Below are 17,980 nucleotides of genomic sequence, written 5' to 3' on the forward strand. Positions count from 1 at the left end.
TATTAATATCCTGTGTTTTGGGTTAAGTTGGTGTTTACACCTAAGTCTGATGCCGGAATTGGCATAAGATCTCTGAAAGCTTCGGTCGTGGAACCCTGAGGCACACCTCCTTTAAACGGCCAAACTCCGTTTTCAGAGAATAGATTGAAACGAATTAGATCGGTTCTTCTATGAGCTTCCCAGTATAATTCCCTGGCTCTTTCATTTATGATAAGCTCCAGAGTAAGGTCTGATTCATCTATGTTGGCACTGTCATCGCCGTAGGCACGCTCCCGTAACTCATTTATATAAGATACCGCTTTGGCTTCACTACCGCCGCCGTCTCTAATGACAGCCTCAGCATACATTAGATACACATCTGCGAGACGGAACATTGGGAAATCAGTGTCCGGGAAATCCCCGGTTGGATCTGAACCAGGATTACCCTGGGTATCAACATTCTTGAATTTAGTAATGGCATAACCATCATTGAAACTTGAAATATCACTTATTTCTTTAGACTGGCCTTCAGTAAAGAACATGGCTCTTTCATCCTGAACATCTTCAATAGGATCGTCATTATCATCAAGGAATTTGTTAACCAAAGCTGAAGTAGTCCTAAGTCCGGCCCATCCACCGTTTATTCCAAAGTCATCAGGTTCCATATCGCCTCCAACGGCTGCATGGATAATAAAGGTCATTCCGCCATAAGCCTGAGTATTCATTCCGTCAAAAGTGATAGGAAAGATGATCTCGTTCTGGGCGCCATTCGTATTATTATCGGCAAGGAATAGCTTCTGATAATCATCTACCAGACTATACCCAGATTCAATGATCTTTGTTGTATATTCGATAACTTCAGCACTACGATCTGTACCGGTATATACTTTAGAATTCTGATAAAGTTTCGCCAGTAACACCCAAACGGCAGCCTGATCGGCTCTTCCGTATTCATTCTGATTTGCTGCTACGATAGAACTTTCTATATCCAGAAGTTCTCCTTCCAGATAAGAGAAAAGTTCTGGTCTCTGTATCTGTTCTGGAAGGAAGGCTCCAATGGGATCCTCTTCGGTCACAAATGGTGGTTTTCCAAAAAGATCCAGTGCATGCCAATAGCTAAGAGCTCTTAAGAACCTTGCTTCCGCACGAAATTTTTCAATGTCAGATCTTAAGGCTGAATCCACACCACGAGCATCAAGTTTTTCAGGAGTCGTTTGCCTTAGAAATTCATTGGCCTGAGCTACCTGATACATGATCCTGGAATACATTGTTCTTATGAATTCATTACCTGAAGTCCAGGTTTGAGAATGAAGGTCCTTAATCGTACCATCGTTCCATCCAATCACTGCTTCATCTGTTGTTAGTTCTTGCATTTTCCAGTATAGCCTTAGATACTGTGAAAAACCTTCATCCAGGCCAACAAGATCTGGATTTCCGGCAGGACCATCCTGCCCGCTTATTGCTAAACCGGCATATAATTTTGCAAGAAACTGCTTGTATGAGTCGGGATCCTGGAAGGTAGCTTCCGCAGAACTTCTGTTGTCCTCTGGCTGCAAATCTAAATCCTTCTCACAAGACCAAAGCATAGTGATACTTGCAAAAATTATTAGAATTGATTTAAGTCTATTAAACATAACTTTTATGTGTTATTAAGTTTTTTAAAATGTTAGATTTAATCCCAGCACAAAGTTTCTTGAGCGAGGGTAGAAATTATTATCTATACCATTGAAAATTTCTGGATCCAGTCCTTCATAATTAGTAATGGTAAGCACGTTGGTTGCTGTGAATGAAGCTCTGAAATCCACTTCTTCAAATGGGAAATTATAGCCTATACTAAGGTTGTCCAGTTTTACGAAATCTGCAGGCTGTATATAGTAATCTGAGAAATACTGGCTATCTACAAAATTCGATTCGAGAACATTGGTATTCACATTTGCGTAATAATCATCTGGAGTCACTGTTACAGCTTCAATAAAAGCGTTGGACTGGGTATTGTTATACACATAGTTTCCAAAACTTCCTCTAAAAGTGAAGCTTAGATCCAGGTTCTTATAATTTAAGGTATTCGTTAATCCCATGAAGTAATCTGGAGATGCTTTTTTATAAGGCTGTCTGTCTGCCTCGGTTATAGCATTATCTCCATTCACATCTACATATGCTCCTTCAATAGGATTTCCATCCTGGTCATACACCTGTCTGAAAACAAAGAAGGTGTAAGGATCATAACCTGTTTTCCATAGCTGGATGGTGTTACCTACAGCACCTCCGATTCCTCCCTGAGGAATAAAGAACTCCGGATCATCTCCCAGTGATAGGGCAGTGATCTCATTCTCCTGGAAAGTGATGTTGTAATTCAGGCTCCAGTTAAAGTCTTCAGAGCGTGCAAGGTCTCCACCAAGTCCAACTTCAATACCACGACTAACTGTTTCTCCAACATTCGTTACAAGCTGGTCGGTAAGGTTGGCACCTGCAGGTACGGGAACCTGGGCTAGAAGGTCTGAGGTCTGACGGTAATATGCATCTACAGAACCACTGATCCTGTTATTAAAGAACCCGAAATCTATCCCCGCATTATAGTTTTTAAGGGCTTCCCATTTAATATCCTCATCAAATTCCTCCGGTCTTAAAGTAGGGTAGAACTGATTTCCGAACTGGTAAGAAGCACCTGTCACACTAGGAGTGTAGATCCCAAGATACCCATAATTGGGGCCAATCTCCTGGTTTCCTGTTTCTCCGTACCCACCTCTTATTTTTAATTTTGAGATGACACCGGAATTAACAAGAAACTCTTCATTATGTAGCTTCCAACCAATAGAGGCTGCCGGGAAACCACTCCATCTGTTATCTTCAGAAAATCTCGAAGAACCATCAAACCTGTAACTTGCCGAGATAAGATATTTGTCATCTATATCAAAGCTGGCCCGGGCAAAATAAGACTCCAGTGCATTCCTGTTAATCGAAGGCTCTCTTTCTTCAATTTCATTAGGGTTAGTAAATCTCCCAGTAAAGTACTGGAAGAATTCCTGGTAAGAATGTCCCGCCGTGAAATCTAAATCTGTATTTATTGGAGTAATATTGGTCTTATAATTAAAATAGGTATCTAAAAGGAGGTTTCTGTTAATATTGAAATATTCTTCGAACTGTTCCCTTTCGGCAGCAACTATGGCTGAAGTGATAGGTCTTGAGTTTCTACCTTCATTTTCTGCATAATCAAATCCGGCATTTACATTAAATTCCAACCCTTCGATGAAAGGTAGTTCGTAAACAGCTTTAAGGTTAGTAATGTTCCTTTTTACCCTTCCTCTGTTGTAATACTGCTCCAGGGTGGCCAGTGGGTTCCTGGTTGCAAGTCTCATCTCATCGTTGGTGGTATTTCCATCACGGAATTCGAAATAACCATCAAACGGACTGGTAGGGTCGTATACCGGCTGAGTAGGATCAAAAGCTATAGCACCTCCTATAGCACCCTGATCTGCAAAGCTATTATCCTCGAGAATTCCCTTTGAAGTCAAAGTCAGTTTTAAGGAGTTATCGAAAAGGTCCTGATTAAGGGCAATATTCAGGGAGTTTCTTCCGTAGTAATCGGTCTTTAGAACACCTGTTTGCTCGGTATTACTAAAGTTAATACGATACCTGAAATTCTCGAACCCCTGTGTAGCCGTTAAGTTATGAATGGCTCCTACCGAGGTTTTATAAATAACATCCTGCCAGTCAGTATCGGCATCTCCTAAAAGAGAAGGATCGGTATTAGATCGGCTTGTTACAAGATTTCTGAATTGTTCAGCATTTAGAACATCAACCTTATCGGTTATATTTCCAATTGAAGCCTTAACATCATAGGTGAACTGGAAAGGGGAATCTTTTTTACCTTTTTTCGTAGTAATAAGGATCACACCATTTGATGCTCTCGAACCATAAATTGAAGTTGCAGCAGCATCTTTAAGAACCACAAAATCTTCAATTTCATTCGGGTTTATGGTGTTCAGGGCATTTCTGGTACCAGATACCCCTCTTTGATCTAATGGAACACCGTCTACAACTACAAGGGGTGAGTTATTAGCCGAAAGAGATGAACCACCTCTAATACGAATTGTAGCACCTTCACCTGGAGCACCTCCCGGAGGAGTGATTTGTACCCCGGCAGATTTTCCTGCTATCAATTGTTCAGGGGAGATTACCGCTCCCTTGTTGAACTCTTCAGCAGAAATCTTTTCAACGGCTCCAGTGGCATCCTGTTCCGAAGTAGCACCGTATCCAATAAGGACTACTTCATCTAAAGTGGCCTGATCTTCATCCAGCGCAATATCAATGGTAGATTGTCCCTCATAAGGAACTTCCTGGGTTGCGAACCCGAGAAATGAATATACCAGGATATCTTCATCAGAAACATCGCTGATGGTGTAGTTACCATCAAAATCGGTAGTGGTACCGTTGCTGGTACCTTTAATAATGACGTTCACCCCTGGAACGGGCAAACCTGTGGCACTTTCGGTGACAGTTCCGCTAACCGTGTTTTGGGCAAAAAAGCTCATCGGCAGCATAAACAGCAAAAGCAACGAGCTTTTAAATAAAGTTCTCATAAATTTTCTATTGGTTTTTAATAAAAATTGACCTCATATTTTTACTTCCTGTGTGAAATTTATGTAAAATTTTGTGCAATTTTCGTGGAAGCCGCGCCAGCAAAGGCACGAAATCGTTTTCGTGTTGAAAACTTTCTGAAATTATGAGCTTGACAAATTAAATATGGTAACTTTATGGAGTTAAAAATTGTACCTTCTTTATTTAAGAATTTGAAAATTATATGAGACCCAAAATCACCCTGAAACAAATTGCCAAAGAATTAGATGTCTCAATTTCGACAGTTTCAAAAGCCTTGCGGGATAGCCCCGAAATTGGTGAAGACACCAAGGAGAAGATCAAGGCTTTCGCTAAATTCTATAATTACAAGCCTAACAATATTGCTTTAAGCCTTAAAAACAGGAAAACCAAGACCATCGGTATCATTATTCCTGAGATTGTGCACCATTTCTTTACTACTGTCATAAGTGGAGTGGAAAAAGTTGCGAACGAGCTTGGCTATAACGTTCTGGTATGCCTTTCAGATAACTCCTTCGATAAGGAGGTCCTTAATATGGAAATGTTGGCAAACGGAAGCACTGACGGATTTATAATGTCACTGGCAAAAGAGACCATGCAAAAAGGTGATTATCATCACCTGGTCGAAGCTATTAACCAGGGAATGCCTTTGGTACTGTTTGACAGGGTTATTGATGAAATCACCTGTGATAAAGTGATCATAGATGATGTAAATGGAGCTAAGAAGGCTGTACAGCATTTAATAGATATAGGTTGCAAAAAAATAGCCTTGATATCTACAGTTGATTATGTAAGTGTGGGTAAACTGAGAACCAAAGGTTATAAAACCGCTCTTAAGGATAATTTCTTTAATGTTGATGAAAGCCTTATACTTAAGATTGAAGAAATGGATGAAAGCGAAGCCGAAATCGAGAGATTTCTTAAGGACAAGGATATTGACGGGGTATTTGCGGTGAATGAGCATTTTGCAATTTCAGCGATCAAGGCAATTCAGGAAAATGGGAAGAAAGTGCCAGATGATGTTTCGGTAATAGGATTCACAGATGGAGAACTTTCAAAAAGATTTATTCCGAGTCTTACTACCGTAAGCCAACATGGTACGCGTATGGGAGAAGAGGCTGCCAGGATGCTGATAGAAAAACTGGAAAATACACCGGCTGAAGATGAGAAGTATAAGACTATTATAGTTGAGACGGGATTGGTTACCAGAAATTCAACAAAATCGTAAATAAACTACGTTCATTTTAAAAAATCTCTATATTTGCCATAATTGAAATTTATCAAGACTTATATTTTTACTTCCTATATTTATTAAGTTTTGATAAGTCATAGTGCTTATCGTAATTAAAAAACTTACGATATGCGTAAAAGAACGTTAAGTTTCTGGGAGATCTGGAACATGAGTTTCGGGTTTCTTGGAATCCAGTTTGGTTTTGCCCTGCAAAATGCCAATACCTCAAGAATTTTTGAAACCCTTGGTGCGAGTGTAGAAGAGATTCCTATACTCTGGATCGCCGCTCCTGTTACCGGGCTGGTGGTACAGCCAATTATAGGTTATTTCAGTGATCGTACCTGGACCAGATTAGGTCGTAGACGACCTTATTTTCTTATAGGTGCTATTTTATCCTCCATCGCTTTATTCATAATGCCTAATTCGCCAACTCTTTGGGTTGCGGCTGGTACTTTATGGATCATGGATGCTTCCATTAATATTTCAATGGAACCGTTTCGGGCATTTGTAGGAGATAATCTGCCCGACAGGCAACGAACCCTGGGCTTTGCAATGCAAAGCTTTTTTATTGGGGTTGGAGCCGTTGTGGGTTCACTGCTTCCTTACATGTTCACTAACTGGTTCGGGATTAGTAATACGGCACCTGAAGGGATTATTCCAGATTCTGTAAAATGGTCCTTCTATGTAGGAGGTATTGTTTTCTTTTTAGCTGTTATGTGGACAGTGATACGTTCCAGGGAATATTCGCCGGAAGAGCTTGAAGCTTTTGAAAAAGAAAAGATTAAGGCTAAACCGGAAAGAGTTGAGGTTATTGACAAATCCAAAAATATCAGTAGTCAGTTCTTATCAGGAGTTGTAATGGCCGTGATAGGGGGAATAGTAACTTTCCTTATTTATACCAATGAACTTACTAAAGAATTATATATTCTTTTTGTAGGTCTTATCATAGCCGGGGTTCTCTTTATGGTGGTTTCACAGCTTAGAAAGAATGAGGTGCGAAATGGCTTCACTATCATAATTACCGATATGTTGAATATGCCTCCTGCCATGAAACAACTGGCCTGGGTGCAGTTCTTTTCCTGGTTCGCCCTTTTCTCTATGTGGATCTATACAACGCCGGCTGTAACCGGTCATGTTTTTGGAACCAACGATACCACTTCTGAGCTTTATAATGATGCTGCCGACTGGGTGACGGTGATGTTCACAGTTTATAATGGTGTGGCGGCGGCTGTAGCTTTTCTACTGCCGGTGCTGGCCAGAAGAACCAGCAATAAAGTAACCCATTTGCTTGCGCTAACCTTTGGAGGAATAGGATTGATCTCAGTTTACTTCTTAAGTGATAAAGTGGGCTTGCTACTGGCGATGATTGGAGTTGGAATTGCCTGGGCAAGTATTCTGTCTATTCCTTATGCGATGCTTTCAGGAGCTTTGCCTTCAGCTAAAATGGGATATTATATGGGTGTTTTTAATTTCTTTATTGTTATACCTCAGATCGTCGCTGCAACAATTTTAGGTTTTCTGGTTAAGGAATTATTTAATGGTGAACCAATCTATGCACTAATCGTGGGCGGATGTTCCATGATCTTATCAGGACTTTTAACACTAAGAGTTCAAACACATAAAAGAATTAATATAGATGATCAATCATAAGGCATTCATCTTTGACCTTGATGGAGTAATTGTAGATACAGCGAAATTCCATTTCCTGGCCTGGCGTAAACTGGCTAACGATCTTGGATTCGACTTTACAGAAGAACAGAACGAACAGTTAAAAGGAGTAAGCAGGGTAGAATCGCTTAAGAAGATATTGAAATGGGGAAATAAGGAACTTTCTGAGGAGGAATTCAACAGGCAGATGGCCATCAAAAATGAGAACTATCTCTCTTATGTTGATGAAATGGATAAGAGTGAGATACTTCCCGGAGTGCCTAAGGTCCTTGATTATCTTGAGGAACATGATATTCCTTTTGCGCTGGGATCTGCCAGTAAGAACGCCCGAACCATTCTGAAAAAAATAGACCTGTATAAGCGGTTTGATGCAATCGTTGATGGCACCGATGTAAGCAAGGCAAAGCCAGATCCCGAGGTATTTCTTATCGCGGCAAAAAAACTGAACGCAAGGCCTGAGAATTGCGTGGTATTTGAAGATTCTGTAGCAGGGATTCAGGCGGCTAATATAGGAGAAATGACAAGTATTGGAATCGGGGATAAGAAAGTCTTACAGGAAGCCGATCATGTTTTTGCCGATTTCACCGAAATAGAAATAGATTTTATTGAAAAATTACTGAGAAACAAAGAAAAATGAATCAAGATTATATAAAACCCGACGCGTGGTCAATAATAGAAGAGGGATTCGATAAAGGAAGAGTGAAGTCTTCAGAAAGCCTTTTTAGTATAGGTAATGGAGCGATGGGACAGCGAGCTAATTTTGAAGAGCAGTATTCCGGCCCCAGTTTCCAGGGAAGTTATATTGGAGGGGTTTATTATCCCGATAAGACCAAAGTGGGATGGTGGAAAAATGGCTATCCGGAATATTTCGCGAAAGTGCTGAATGCACCTAACTGGATTGGGATCAATGTTTTTGTTGACGGCGAAACTCTTGATCTTAATACCTGCAGGGAGGTAAGAAATTTCAGGAGGGAACTCAATATGAAGGAAGGCTATCTGGCCCGAAGCTTCGAAGCGGTTTTACCGAACGGGATCGAGGTTGAAGTCAAAGCCTTAAGATTCCTGTCTATAGAAGATGATGAACTAGGTGCGATACGTTTTGAGATTACTCCTATTAGTACAGATGCTGAAATTCGATTTGAGCCTTACCTGGACGGAAGTATCACCAATACCGATGCAAATTGGGAAGAACGTTTCTGGGAAACACTGGAGGTGAAGACCAAAAGTGAAAAAGGCTTTGTGGTTTCAAAAACCCTGAAAACCGGATTTCATGTAGGCACTTATATGCAGTCTGAAATTCAACTGGAGGGTAAAGAGGTTTCCCAGAAGCCGGAGATAAAAACCGGCGAGGATAGCGTTTCGTTTTCTTATTCGGTAGCAGTGCAAAAAGGGAAAACGACCGCTATAATTAAATATGCAGGTTATGTAACCGATATGAATCATAAGGAATCGGAACTTATTCAGGCAGCTTCCGGTGTTCTGGATAAAGCTGTAGATAAAGGTTTTGAGAAGTTAAAAGAAGATCAGAAGAAGGCCTGGGCAAAAATCTGGGAGATGGCAGATATTACCATAGATGGAGATGTCATGGCCCAGCAGGGAATTCGCTTCAACATTTTCCAGCTAAATCAAACTTACCTGGGGAAAGATGCCAGACTTAATATTGGGCCAAAAGGTTTCACCGGGGAAAAATATGGGGGAAGTACTTACTGGGATACCGAAGCCTATTGTATCCCTTTCTACATGGCCACGAAAGATCAGCAGGTAGCGCGAAACCTTCTTACATACAGGTACAATCACCTGGAAAAGGCGAAGGAAAATGCATCTAAACTTGGATTTAGTAATGGTGCGGCCCTTTATCCAATGGTTACAATGAACGGAGAAGAAAGTCATAATGAGTGGGAGATCACCTTTGAGGAGATTCATCGTAATGGTGCCATGGTTTTTGCTATTTATAATTATGTGCGCTTTACAGGCGATTTTGATTATATCCCTGAAAAAGGCCTGGAGGTGATGATCGCCATTGCAAGGTTCTGGCACCAGCGGGCTAATTTCAGCAAGGAAAAGAACAAGTATGTAATCCTGGGTGTGACAGGGCCAAATGAATATGAGAATAATGTTCATAATAACTGGTACACAAATTATATAGGTAAATGGTGTATAGAGTATTGCCTGGAGATGATTGATAAGGTGAAGGACGGATTTGAAGATGATTATCATCGCATCATGGGACTTACCTCGCTAAATGAGGGTGAGATGGCCGAATGGAAAGAGGTGGCTGAGGAAATGTACTTCCCATATTCTGAAGAGTATGGTGTATTCCTTCAACAGGATGGATTCCTGGATAAAGAGATTATTCCGGTAGCTGAACTTGATAAAACTCAAAGGCCTATTAACCAGAAATGGAGTTGGGACCGAATTCTACGATCCTGCTATATTAAACAGGCCGATGTGCTTCAGGGCTTCTATTTCTTTGAAGACCATTTTAGTAAGGAGGAACTTGAAAAGCATTTTGATTTTTACGAACCCCTTACTGTACATGAATCTTCTCTGTCTCCCTGTGTTCACAGTATTCAGGCTGCCTTACTAGGCAGAATGAAACAGGCCTATGAATTTTATTTAAGAACCTCCAGGTTAGACCTTGATGATTATAATAAGGAAGTGGAGCAGGGATGCCATATTACCAGTATGGCCGGAACCTGGATGAGTATAGTAGAAGGTTTTGGAGGAATGAGGATTGAAGATGATAAGCTTAGCTTTAACCTGCAAATCCCTCAGCAGTGGAACGCTTATTCCTTTAAAATCAATTTTAGAGATAGGATCCTAAAAATTAATGTAACAAACGAGAAGTCTGAATTTTCACTTGAAGGTGAAGCTTCACTTGAGATTATCGTCAATGGAAAAAATGTAGAGCTACATCCCAACAATACTGTAAGTGTTTAAATAACCGAAGGCCTGTTCCATAGAGGGCGGGCTTTTTAATTAGTTTTAGAATGAAAAGATTAATATATCTCCTCGCTTTAATTATGAGTTCGAATTCTTTTGGTCAAATTGAAAAAATAGAGCCTCCATTCTGGTGGAGCGATATGCACCTGGAAGAATTACAAATAATGGTATATGGGAAAAATATAAGTGAGTATCGTGTAAGTGCAAAGGCTCCGATGGTGATCAATAATATACGCAGAACGGAAAACCCTAATTACCTTTTTATAACTGTTAATTCGCGAGAACTGAAGCCTGGAAAGTATACCCTTGATTTTAGTATGGAAGGGGGAGAGTCTTTTCAGCAAACCTATGAGTTAAAAGGACGAGAGGAAAATTCAGCCGATAGAAAAGGCTTTGATGCTTCAGATGTGATTTATTTGATTATGCCAGACAGGTTTGCAAACGGCAATCCGGAAAATAATTCTCATCCTGAAATGCAGGAAAAAGCTAACAGGCAAGAGCAGGGAGGTCGGCATGGAGGTGATATCCAGGGGGTAATAGATCATCTCGACTATTTAAATGATCTTGGGGTTACTGCTCTTTGGAGTACACCGTTGCTTGCCGATGACGACCCATCATATTCTTACCATACCTATGCCCAGAGCGATGTATATAAAATAGACCCTCGTTATGGCACCAACGAGGATTATCGCAGGCTGGCCGATGAGATGCATAAGCGGGATATGAAGCTTATTATGGATTATGTAACCAATCATTGGGGTGCAGAGCACTGGATGATCAAGGATCTTCCTACTTACGACTGGCTTAATCAATTCCCGGGGTATGAGAATTCCAACTATAGAATGACCACTCAATACGATCCTCACAGGTCTGGCAGGGATTTCAAATATTGCGTAGACGGATGGTTCACTGGAACCATGCCAGATCTTAATCAGGGAAATCCGCTTGTGCTTAACTATTTAATTCAAAATGCTATATGGTGGATTGAGTATGCAGGACTGGACGGTTTCAGGGTGGACACCTATTCATACAATGATAAAGAAGGAATCGCCAAATGGACCAAAGCCATAATGGACGAATATCCCAGTTTTAATATCGTGGGAGAAGTGTGGATGCACGATCAGGCTCAGATAGCCTACTGGCAAAAGGATAGTGAAATTGGTGCTATTCAAAGCTATAATTCTCATCTGCCATCTGTGATGGATTTTACCCTTCACGATGCGATTTCAGTTATGTTCAATGAAAATGAAGCTTCCTGGGATCGTGGGATGATCAAGGCATACGAGAATTTTGTAAATGATTTTCTTTATCCGGATATCAATAATATTCTCGTTTTCGCTGAGAATCATGATACAAATCGTCTAAGTGAAATTTATGACGGGGATATAGCTAAATATAAGCTCGCTATGACCCTGATACTTACTACCAGAGGAATTCCACAATTATATTATGGAAGTGAAATTGGGATGAGAGGTAATAAAAGCAAGGGTGATGGGGATATTAGAAGGGATTTCCCAGGTGGGTGGCCGGGAGATGCAAATAATGCTTTTACCGCTGAAGGAAGAACCAAACTTCAAAATGCTTATCATTCTTTCACCAGGAAATTATTGAAATACAGGAAGAACAGCGAAGTATTACATTTTGGTAAACTACTTCAGTACCTACCAGATAATAATGTATATGTATACTTCCGATATAATGAAAAAGGTCGGGTGATGGTTGTAATCAACAATAGCGAGGAAAGGCAGGAGCTTAATCTTTCCAGGTATTCGGAAGGTTTAAAATCACATATTTCGGGGACCGAAATTCTTTCCGGCAAAACACTGGAGTTGAAGGATGCACTTCCTATAGAAGGACAAACTTCGATGGTGATCGAATTGCAATAGGTAAATCCAAATAATTAATATTAAAAAAAATAAATAATGAAAAAATTATTCTTTGCGCTTTTAAGCGTTCTGCTTTTTATCTCCTGTAAAGATGACCCCAAGAAAGATCATTTGGCAGAAGAGAATCAAGATAGTGTAAGCCTGGCTCCTGTAAGTGACGAAATGATGGAAACCGCCATTATCTATGAAGCAAATATTCGCCAGTATTCACCTGAAGGTACCTTTGATGCGTTTACAAAGGATATCCCTCAGTTAAAGGAGTTGGGTGTTAAGATCATCTGGCTTATGCCGATCCATCCTATCTCTATGAAGAACCGTAAGGCGACCGGAGGAAAGGATGTTGCTGATATAGAAGATCCGGAAGAACGAAAAAAATATCTGGGCAGCTATTATTCCATTTCTGATTACACTGCGGTGAATGAAGAGCACGGGAATATGGAAGATTTTGATGAGCTGGTTGAAACCGCTCATGAGAATGGAATGTATGTTATTCTTGATTGGGTAGCCAATCATACCGGTTGGGATCATCAATGGCTTGAGGATCATCCAGACTGGTATACCCAGAATGAAAAGGGAGAGCCTATAGACCCTATCAATCCAGACACAGGGGAATCATGGGGTTGGACCGATGTCGCCGATCTTAATTTCGATAATCAGGAATTGAGAAAGCAAATGATCCAGGATATGATCTTCTGGGTTAAGGAGCATGACATAGATGGTTATCGTGCCGATGCGGCCCATTCAGTACCCACAGATTTCTGGGAAACAGCGGCTGATTCTTTGAAAAAATATAAGCCGGTATTTATGCTGGCCGAGGCCGAAAGTCCTAAGGATCTTTTTTATAATGCCTTTGATATGGGATATAACTGGGAAGGACATCATGTGATGAATGAGATCGCCCAGGGCAAGAAGACAGCCAAAGATTGGGATAATTATATGAAGAAGATAGACACTACTTTTCAGGATGACGATTTCCTTATGAATTTTATTACCAATCATGATGAGAATTCCTGGGCAGGAACGGTAAAGGAACGTATGGGGGATGCTTCGGAAGCTATGCTCGCCATGTCTTATACTATACCCGGCATGCCTTTGATTTACAGTGGGCAGGAATATGATATGGATAAAAGACTGAAATTCTTCGAAAAAGATACCATCCCAAAACAAAAAGGGAAAGTTTATCCTGTACTGGAAAAGTTAGGTGAGCTGAAAGTAAGTAATCCTGCACTTAATGGAGGAAAGAATGCTGCTTCATACACAGATGTAACCAGCTCCCAGGATGATAAGATTCTTGCCTTTAAAAGAGAAAAGAATGGCGAGGAATTATACTATATCGCAAATATGAGTGAAAACCCTGTTTCCTTCACCATCGACTTAGAAGGGAATTTCAGGGATTATATGAACCAATCTGAAATGAAAATTTCTGCTGACAAATCCATTGAATTTGGTCCCTGGGAATATAAGATCCTGTTAGGAACAGAAGAATAAACCAGCTTTTGCTGTAGTTAAAAAAGCCATTTTTGAATGGCTTTTTTTATGCTCTGTTCTTTTGAAGACGATGTTTAAGTTATATCAAAATTAAAACCTGAAAACATAATCTTTAAGGTTTAATTTCGTTGAATATGGATGGTTAATGTTCTGATTGTAAGTTTTTTATATCGATAATGTTAAATTCCGAAAAAAAGTGTAACTATTGACTAATTGCCTCGTCATTTATATAGAACCTGTTATCTAATGAAGATGAAAAGAATTCACTTTCTCCTGGTATCTGTTATTTTTCTGTCTGTGGCGGCCAAGGTTTCAGTCGCTCCGGAGGAGATACAATATCCAGCTATATCATCAGAGCAAAATGATCAAAAAGCAGATCGCTTCTTTAAATATAGGGTCAATTACATTCAGTCATACGATAATAGTAAGATTACAAGGTGCAAGATGAGGTCTACCAGTTGTTGCCAGGTTTAAAGTGAGATCCAGATATATGCGAAAATTGGAGGAATGAAATATCTGTTAGGTTTAACTTTTAGATTTCCTTTTAAATAATTTTAATCAGATATAACAAAACATTTAGATATTATTATTGTTAAATAAATGTATTTTGTTTAATTTAAATTATAATTTAATGAAAATACTTAAAGCTGTCTCTTTGTAAAAATATTTGCGTTGAAATACTGTTAAATTTGAATTAGCCAAATACAAAATTTTCTAGTCTTCGCATTAAAATTTCAAGAGGCAGCTTTATTCTTCTTTATTTTTCAGGATACCAGTCCATTAATTCTACTTCTATATTGCTGTCTCCTTCATTTACTAACTTTTTAAATTTCTCAGTGTCTGAAAAACCATTCTTTCCTCGATAGTGATAAGGGATCACTTTTTTAGGTTTAAACGCAAGTACTCCTTCTGCCGCCTGATCAACGGGCATCGTATAAGGGAGATTCATAGAAACGATTGCCACATCTATGTCCTTTAGATTTCGCATTTCGGGAATATCTTCAGTATCCCCAGAGATATATAATCTTTTTCCATTTTTCTCGAGCACATAACCGTTACCTCGTCCTTTTACATGCATGGCATCCATGCTTTGAGGTAAATTATACATGGGAATTGCTTTTATGCTGAATCCCATATGATTCTTCGTTTCTCCATTATTTATGGTCACCAGGTTGTTTTGGAGCTCATCAGGTAATTTTTCCTGAACAGCTTTGGGAACGAAGATCTTTTTATCGCCTATTTCTAATGACTGTAGGGTTTCCGCATTCATATGATCTCCATGAATGTCGGTAATTAGTATAAAATCTGGAGTAGGTTGTCCTTCAAAGACTTCTGAACCGCCAACAGGATCGGTATAAAAGATGGTTTTACCCCATTTAAAGACTCCAGTAGCATGTGAGATCGGTGTAATCTGGATAGTAGTAGAATCTGATTGAGTCTGTCCTTCTTTTTCGGTCATTCTTTCGGCTGTCTCTTCTGAAGAGCCTTTGTCTCTGGAATCTTTTTCATTTTTGCAGCCAATCAGGATGAGACTTAAAGCGAGTAAAGTAATTATTTTCTTCATAGTAAGAATTTTACTATAAAGGTAAAGAACCGGGAAGGGCCCGTAAATTCAATTAATAAAGATTTAAGAAAGGTTTAGCTGCATTTTTATATCTCCGCGGGAATAAGGACCATTCTCTTCAATTGGGATTTCCTTAAAACCATATTTTTTATAAAGATGGATGGCATTTTCCAGTTTGCGGTTGGAATAAATTATCAATCTATCCCATTTCATTTCTTTTGCGAATTCAAGGGTATGCTGCATAAGTTTCTGGCCTATTTTTTTTCCTCGATGTTTTGGTTTTACCGCCATCTTGGTGAGTTCAAAAACTTTATTCTCCATTCTCATTAGGGCAACACAGCCCAGTATTTCGGAACCCTCTTTTACTAAAAAAATATTTCCACCAGGTTTGATGATATATTTTTCTGGATTTCCCAACACTTCTTCATCGTGAGGTTCCACCCAGAAAAACTCCTCCAGCCACTGGAGATTCATATTTTTGAATTCTTCGGAATATTCCGGCTTCCAGGATATAATTTGCATCATCTATTTTTTAAGTAAAATTAGAAAATCCGCTCAATTAAAGCTTACTTGAAGCAGAATTCTAAATTCACTTATATTTATGAATCTTTAAATCTTCATCCTATGAAAAAAGAAATCCTGTTTAAGTTAACTCACCTTTTCCTTATACTGTTATTCCTTTCCTGTAAAATAGGTCCTGAACCAGATCAGGAAATAAAGGCACTGGAAGAAGAGGTGGAGATACTGCCACCAGATGAGCTTTATGGAGACCTTTTTTTTGATACCCAAACTAAAGAAGTTTTTAAAGACAGTAAAACCTTTGTAGATGTAGTGCCTCAATATAATGTGGGACTTATAAGGCAAAGGTACAATATGCTTGATGATACCACGAGCGAATCTATTTTTGAATTCATAGACCAGCATTTTAAGGTTCCCGCAAATGATTTTGAGTTTAAAACCGACTCCTCATCAATAAAACTTCATATCAGGAAGTTATGGGATGTGTTAAAGAGACCGTCAGATGAAAGAGTTTCGGGAACCCTTATTCCACTTCCGAATCCATATATAGTTCCTGGAGGACGATTCCGTGAGATATATTATTGGGATAGCTATTTTACAATGCTGGGTTTACTTGAAGATGGAGAAACTAAAACCATTAGAAATATGGTGGATAATTTCGCTTATCTCATTAATGAATACGGTTTTATTCCCAACGGGAACCGCACCTATTATCTCGGACGTTCCCAGCCACCATTTTTTGCAATGATGGTAAAGGTTCTGGCTGAAGCTGAGGGAGAAGATGTAATGGCTGAATACCTTCCGGAACTTGAACGAGAATATAGTTTCTGGATGGATGGGATTTCGGAAATAAATGATGGAAAGGCTTCCAGAAGAATAGTAAAGATGGAAGGCGGAGAGATCCTTAACAGATATTGGGACGACAATGATACTCCGAGACCTGAAAGTTACAGGGAAGACATAAAAACTGCTGAAAGAGCAGTGGCTAAAGATCCGGAACTAACAAAAGAGGAGGTATACAGAAACCTTAGAGCTGGAGCCGAATCTGGCTGGGATTTCTCCAGCCGATGGCTTAATAAGGATGAAAATGGAGAGTTTGATCTTTCAACGATCCATACAATAGATATCGTGCCAGTAGACCTTAATTCGCTGTTATACAATTTGGAGGTTACTATTTCAAGGGCTGCAGAACTTTCGGGTAAGGAAGAAAAAGCAAAAGAATTCAGCCAAAAAGCAGAAGCCCGGAAAAAGGCAATTCTCAAATATCACTGGAATGAAGAAGCAGGTTATTTTATGGACTATGATTTTAAGAAAAGGGAGAGAACAGAGCGTTATTCTCTTGCCGGAGTCTATCCATTGTTCTTTGAGCTGGCTACAAAGGATCAGGCAGAAAGGGTAGCGGCAAAAGTTGAAGAGGTCTTTCTCAAGCCTGGAGGAGTGGTCACCACTCCTTATCTAACGGGTGAGCAATGGGATGCACCGAATGGCTGGGCACCTTTACAATGGATAACCATTCAGGGTCTTGAAAATTACGAGCAGAACGAACTGGCTTCGGAAATTAAATCCCGATGGCTGGAACTGAACAAAGATGTTTATCAGCGTACCTATAAAATGCTTGAAAAATATAACGTTGAAGACCTGTCTAAAGAAAGTGGCGGAGGTGAATACCCTACCCAGGATGGATTTGGCTGGACTAATGGAGTTTATCAGAAACTTTCTTCTGAAGAAAATTAAATTATGGAAAACATCGAAGTATATATAAGTTATACGGCTAAATTCATTGAAGTGGCAGGTGTGCTAACCATAGTTTTAGGTACAGTGCTAGTCCTCGCCAGGTATCTTCTTTCGAAACAGAAAAGTGAAGGCCGATCTTATAAATTGTTAAGACAGGAACTGGGAAAAGCTATTTTATTAGGACTTGAAATACTGGTTGCTGGTGATATCATTGCTACTGTGGTAACCGAACCTACCATGGATAAGGTCCTTACTTTGGGAGTTATTGTTCTAATACGGACTTTTCTCAGTATTTCAATTGAAATGGAAATAGAAGGTCGGTTTCCCTGGCAAAGAAACCCGGAAGAGAACAGATTGGATCACAAATCCTGA

12 protein-coding genes are annotated in these 17,980 nt (G+C 39.7%); 8 read left to right on the top strand and 4 right to left on the bottom strand.

Annotated features, from left to right (window positions below; all coding sequences use genetic code 11):
- Positions 1-2: 2 nt before the first annotated feature.
- Both NE848_RS02905 and NE848_RS02910 read right to left on the bottom strand, forming a co-directional pair.
- Positions 3-1,613, bottom strand: coding sequence for a RagB/SusD family nutrient uptake outer membrane protein (locus NE848_RS02905; protein WP_252110708.1), 1,611 nt, complete (start codon positions 1,611-1,613; stop codon positions 3-5).
- 24 nt (positions 1,614-1,637) lie between these two features.
- Positions 1,638-4,559 carry a SusC/RagA family TonB-linked outer membrane protein gene (locus NE848_RS02910; protein WP_252110709.1) on the bottom strand — a complete coding sequence of 974 codons (2,922 nt, stop codon included), beginning with the start codon at positions 4,557-4,559 and terminating at the stop codon, positions 1,638-1,640.
- A 221-nt stretch (positions 4,560-4,780) separates the two neighbouring features.
- Between NE848_RS02910 and NE848_RS02915 the strand changes: the two genes are divergently transcribed.
- From NE848_RS02915 to NE848_RS02940, 6 genes are all read left to right on the top strand, one after another.
- Positions 4,781-5,803 carry a LacI family DNA-binding transcriptional regulator gene (locus NE848_RS02915; protein WP_252110710.1) on the top strand — a complete coding sequence of 341 codons (1,023 nt, stop codon included), beginning with the start codon at positions 4,781-4,783 and terminating at the stop codon, positions 5,801-5,803.
- Positions 5,804-5,935: 132 nt separating this feature from the next.
- Entirely contained in the window at positions 5,936-7,456 is a 1,521-nt protein-coding gene (locus NE848_RS02920) for an MFS transporter (protein WP_252110711.1), read from the top strand.
- Entirely contained in the window at positions 7,443-8,111 is a 669-nt protein-coding gene (gene pgmB / locus NE848_RS02925; RefSeq protein ID WP_252110712.1) for a beta-phosphoglucomutase, read from the top strand. Before NE848_RS02920 ends, pgmB begins: the two co-directional genes overlap by 14 nt.
- Positions 8,108-10,414, top strand: a complete 2,307-nt coding sequence (locus NE848_RS02930; protein ID WP_252110713.1) for a glycoside hydrolase family 65 protein — start codon at positions 8,108-8,110, stop codon at positions 10,412-10,414. Before pgmB ends, NE848_RS02930 begins: the two co-directional genes overlap by 4 nt.
- A gap of 50 nt (positions 10,415-10,464) precedes the next feature.
- On the top strand, positions 10,465-12,303 hold the full coding sequence (locus tag NE848_RS02935) for a glycoside hydrolase family 13 protein (RefSeq protein WP_252110714.1): 1,839 nt from the start codon (positions 10,465-10,467) through the stop codon (positions 12,301-12,303).
- Between the two features lie 36 nt (positions 12,304-12,339).
- The gene (locus NE848_RS02940) at positions 12,340-13,791 is read left to right on the top strand and encodes an alpha-amylase family glycosyl hydrolase (RefSeq protein ID WP_252110715.1); all 1,452 of its coding nucleotides are present in this window, start codon (positions 12,340-12,342) and stop codon (positions 13,789-13,791) included.
- Between the two features lie 757 nt (positions 13,792-14,548).
- Here NE848_RS02940 and NE848_RS02945 read toward each other — a convergent pair.
- Positions 14,549-15,355: an MBL fold metallo-hydrolase gene (locus NE848_RS02945; RefSeq protein ID WP_252110716.1), complete on the bottom strand. Its 807-nt coding sequence runs from the start codon at positions 15,353-15,355 to the stop codon at positions 14,549-14,551.
- A 63-nt stretch (positions 15,356-15,418) separates the two neighbouring features.
- Complete coding sequence (locus NE848_RS02950; protein WP_252110957.1) at positions 15,419-15,877, bottom strand: GNAT family N-acetyltransferase; 459 nt, start codon at positions 15,875-15,877, stop codon at positions 15,419-15,421.
- 102 nt (positions 15,878-15,979) lie between these two features.
- Here NE848_RS02950 and treA point away from each other — a divergent pair, with 102 nt between their 5' ends.
- Together treA and NE848_RS02960 are read left to right on the top strand one after the other, a co-directional pair.
- On the top strand, positions 15,980-17,608 hold the full coding sequence (gene treA / locus NE848_RS02955) for an alpha,alpha-trehalase TreA (RefSeq protein WP_252110717.1): 1,629 nt from the start codon (positions 15,980-15,982) through the stop codon (positions 17,606-17,608).
- A 3-nt stretch (positions 17,609-17,611) separates the two neighbouring features.
- Complete coding sequence (locus NE848_RS02960) at positions 17,612-17,980, top strand: DUF1622 domain-containing protein (protein ID WP_252110718.1); 369 nt, start codon at positions 17,612-17,614, stop codon at positions 17,978-17,980.

The organism is Gramella jeungdoensis (genome assembly GCF_023805255.1).
GTDB classification, from domain to species: Bacteria; Bacteroidota; Bacteroidia; order Flavobacteriales; family Flavobacteriaceae; genus Christiangramia; species Christiangramia jeungdoensis.

Bases quoted from the DNA above. Each gene is read 5' to 3' on its own strand.
- NE848_RS02930 (WP_252110713.1), top strand. From the start codon at position 8,108: ATGAATCAAGATTATATAAAACCCGACGCGTGGTCAATAATAGAAGAG.
- NE848_RS02945 (WP_252110716.1), bottom strand. From the start codon at position 15,355: ATGAAGAAAATAATTACTTTACTCGCTTTAAGTCTCATCCTGATTGGC.
- pgmB (WP_252110712.1), top strand. From the start codon at position 7,443: ATGATCAATCATAAGGCATTCATCTTTGACCTTGATGGAGTAATTGTA.
- treA (WP_252110717.1), top strand. From the start codon at position 15,980: ATGAAAAAAGAAATCCTGTTTAAGTTAACTCACCTTTTCCTTATACTG.
- NE848_RS02915 (WP_252110710.1), top strand. From the start codon at position 4,781: ATGAGACCCAAAATCACCCTGAAACAAATTGCCAAAGAATTAGATGTC.
- NE848_RS02910 (WP_252110709.1), bottom strand. From the start codon at position 4,559: ATGAGAACTTTATTTAAAAGCTCGTTGCTTTTGCTGTTTATGCTGCCG.
- NE848_RS02960 (WP_252110718.1), top strand. From the start codon at position 17,612: ATGGAAAACATCGAAGTATATATAAGTTATACGGCTAAATTCATTGAA.
- NE848_RS02920 (WP_252110711.1), top strand. From the start codon at position 5,936: ATGCGTAAAAGAACGTTAAGTTTCTGGGAGATCTGGAACATGAGTTTC.
- NE848_RS02940 (WP_252110715.1), top strand. From the start codon at position 12,340: ATGAAAAAATTATTCTTTGCGCTTTTAAGCGTTCTGCTTTTTATCTCC.
- NE848_RS02905 (WP_252110708.1), bottom strand. From the start codon at position 1,613: ATGTTTAATAGACTTAAATCAATTCTAATAATTTTTGCAAGTATCACT.
- NE848_RS02935 (WP_252110714.1), top strand. From the start codon at position 10,465: ATGAAAAGATTAATATATCTCCTCGCTTTAATTATGAGTTCGAATTCT.
- NE848_RS02950 (WP_252110957.1), bottom strand. From the start codon at position 15,877: ATGCAAATTATATCCTGGAAGCCGGAATATTCCGAAGAATTCAAAAAT.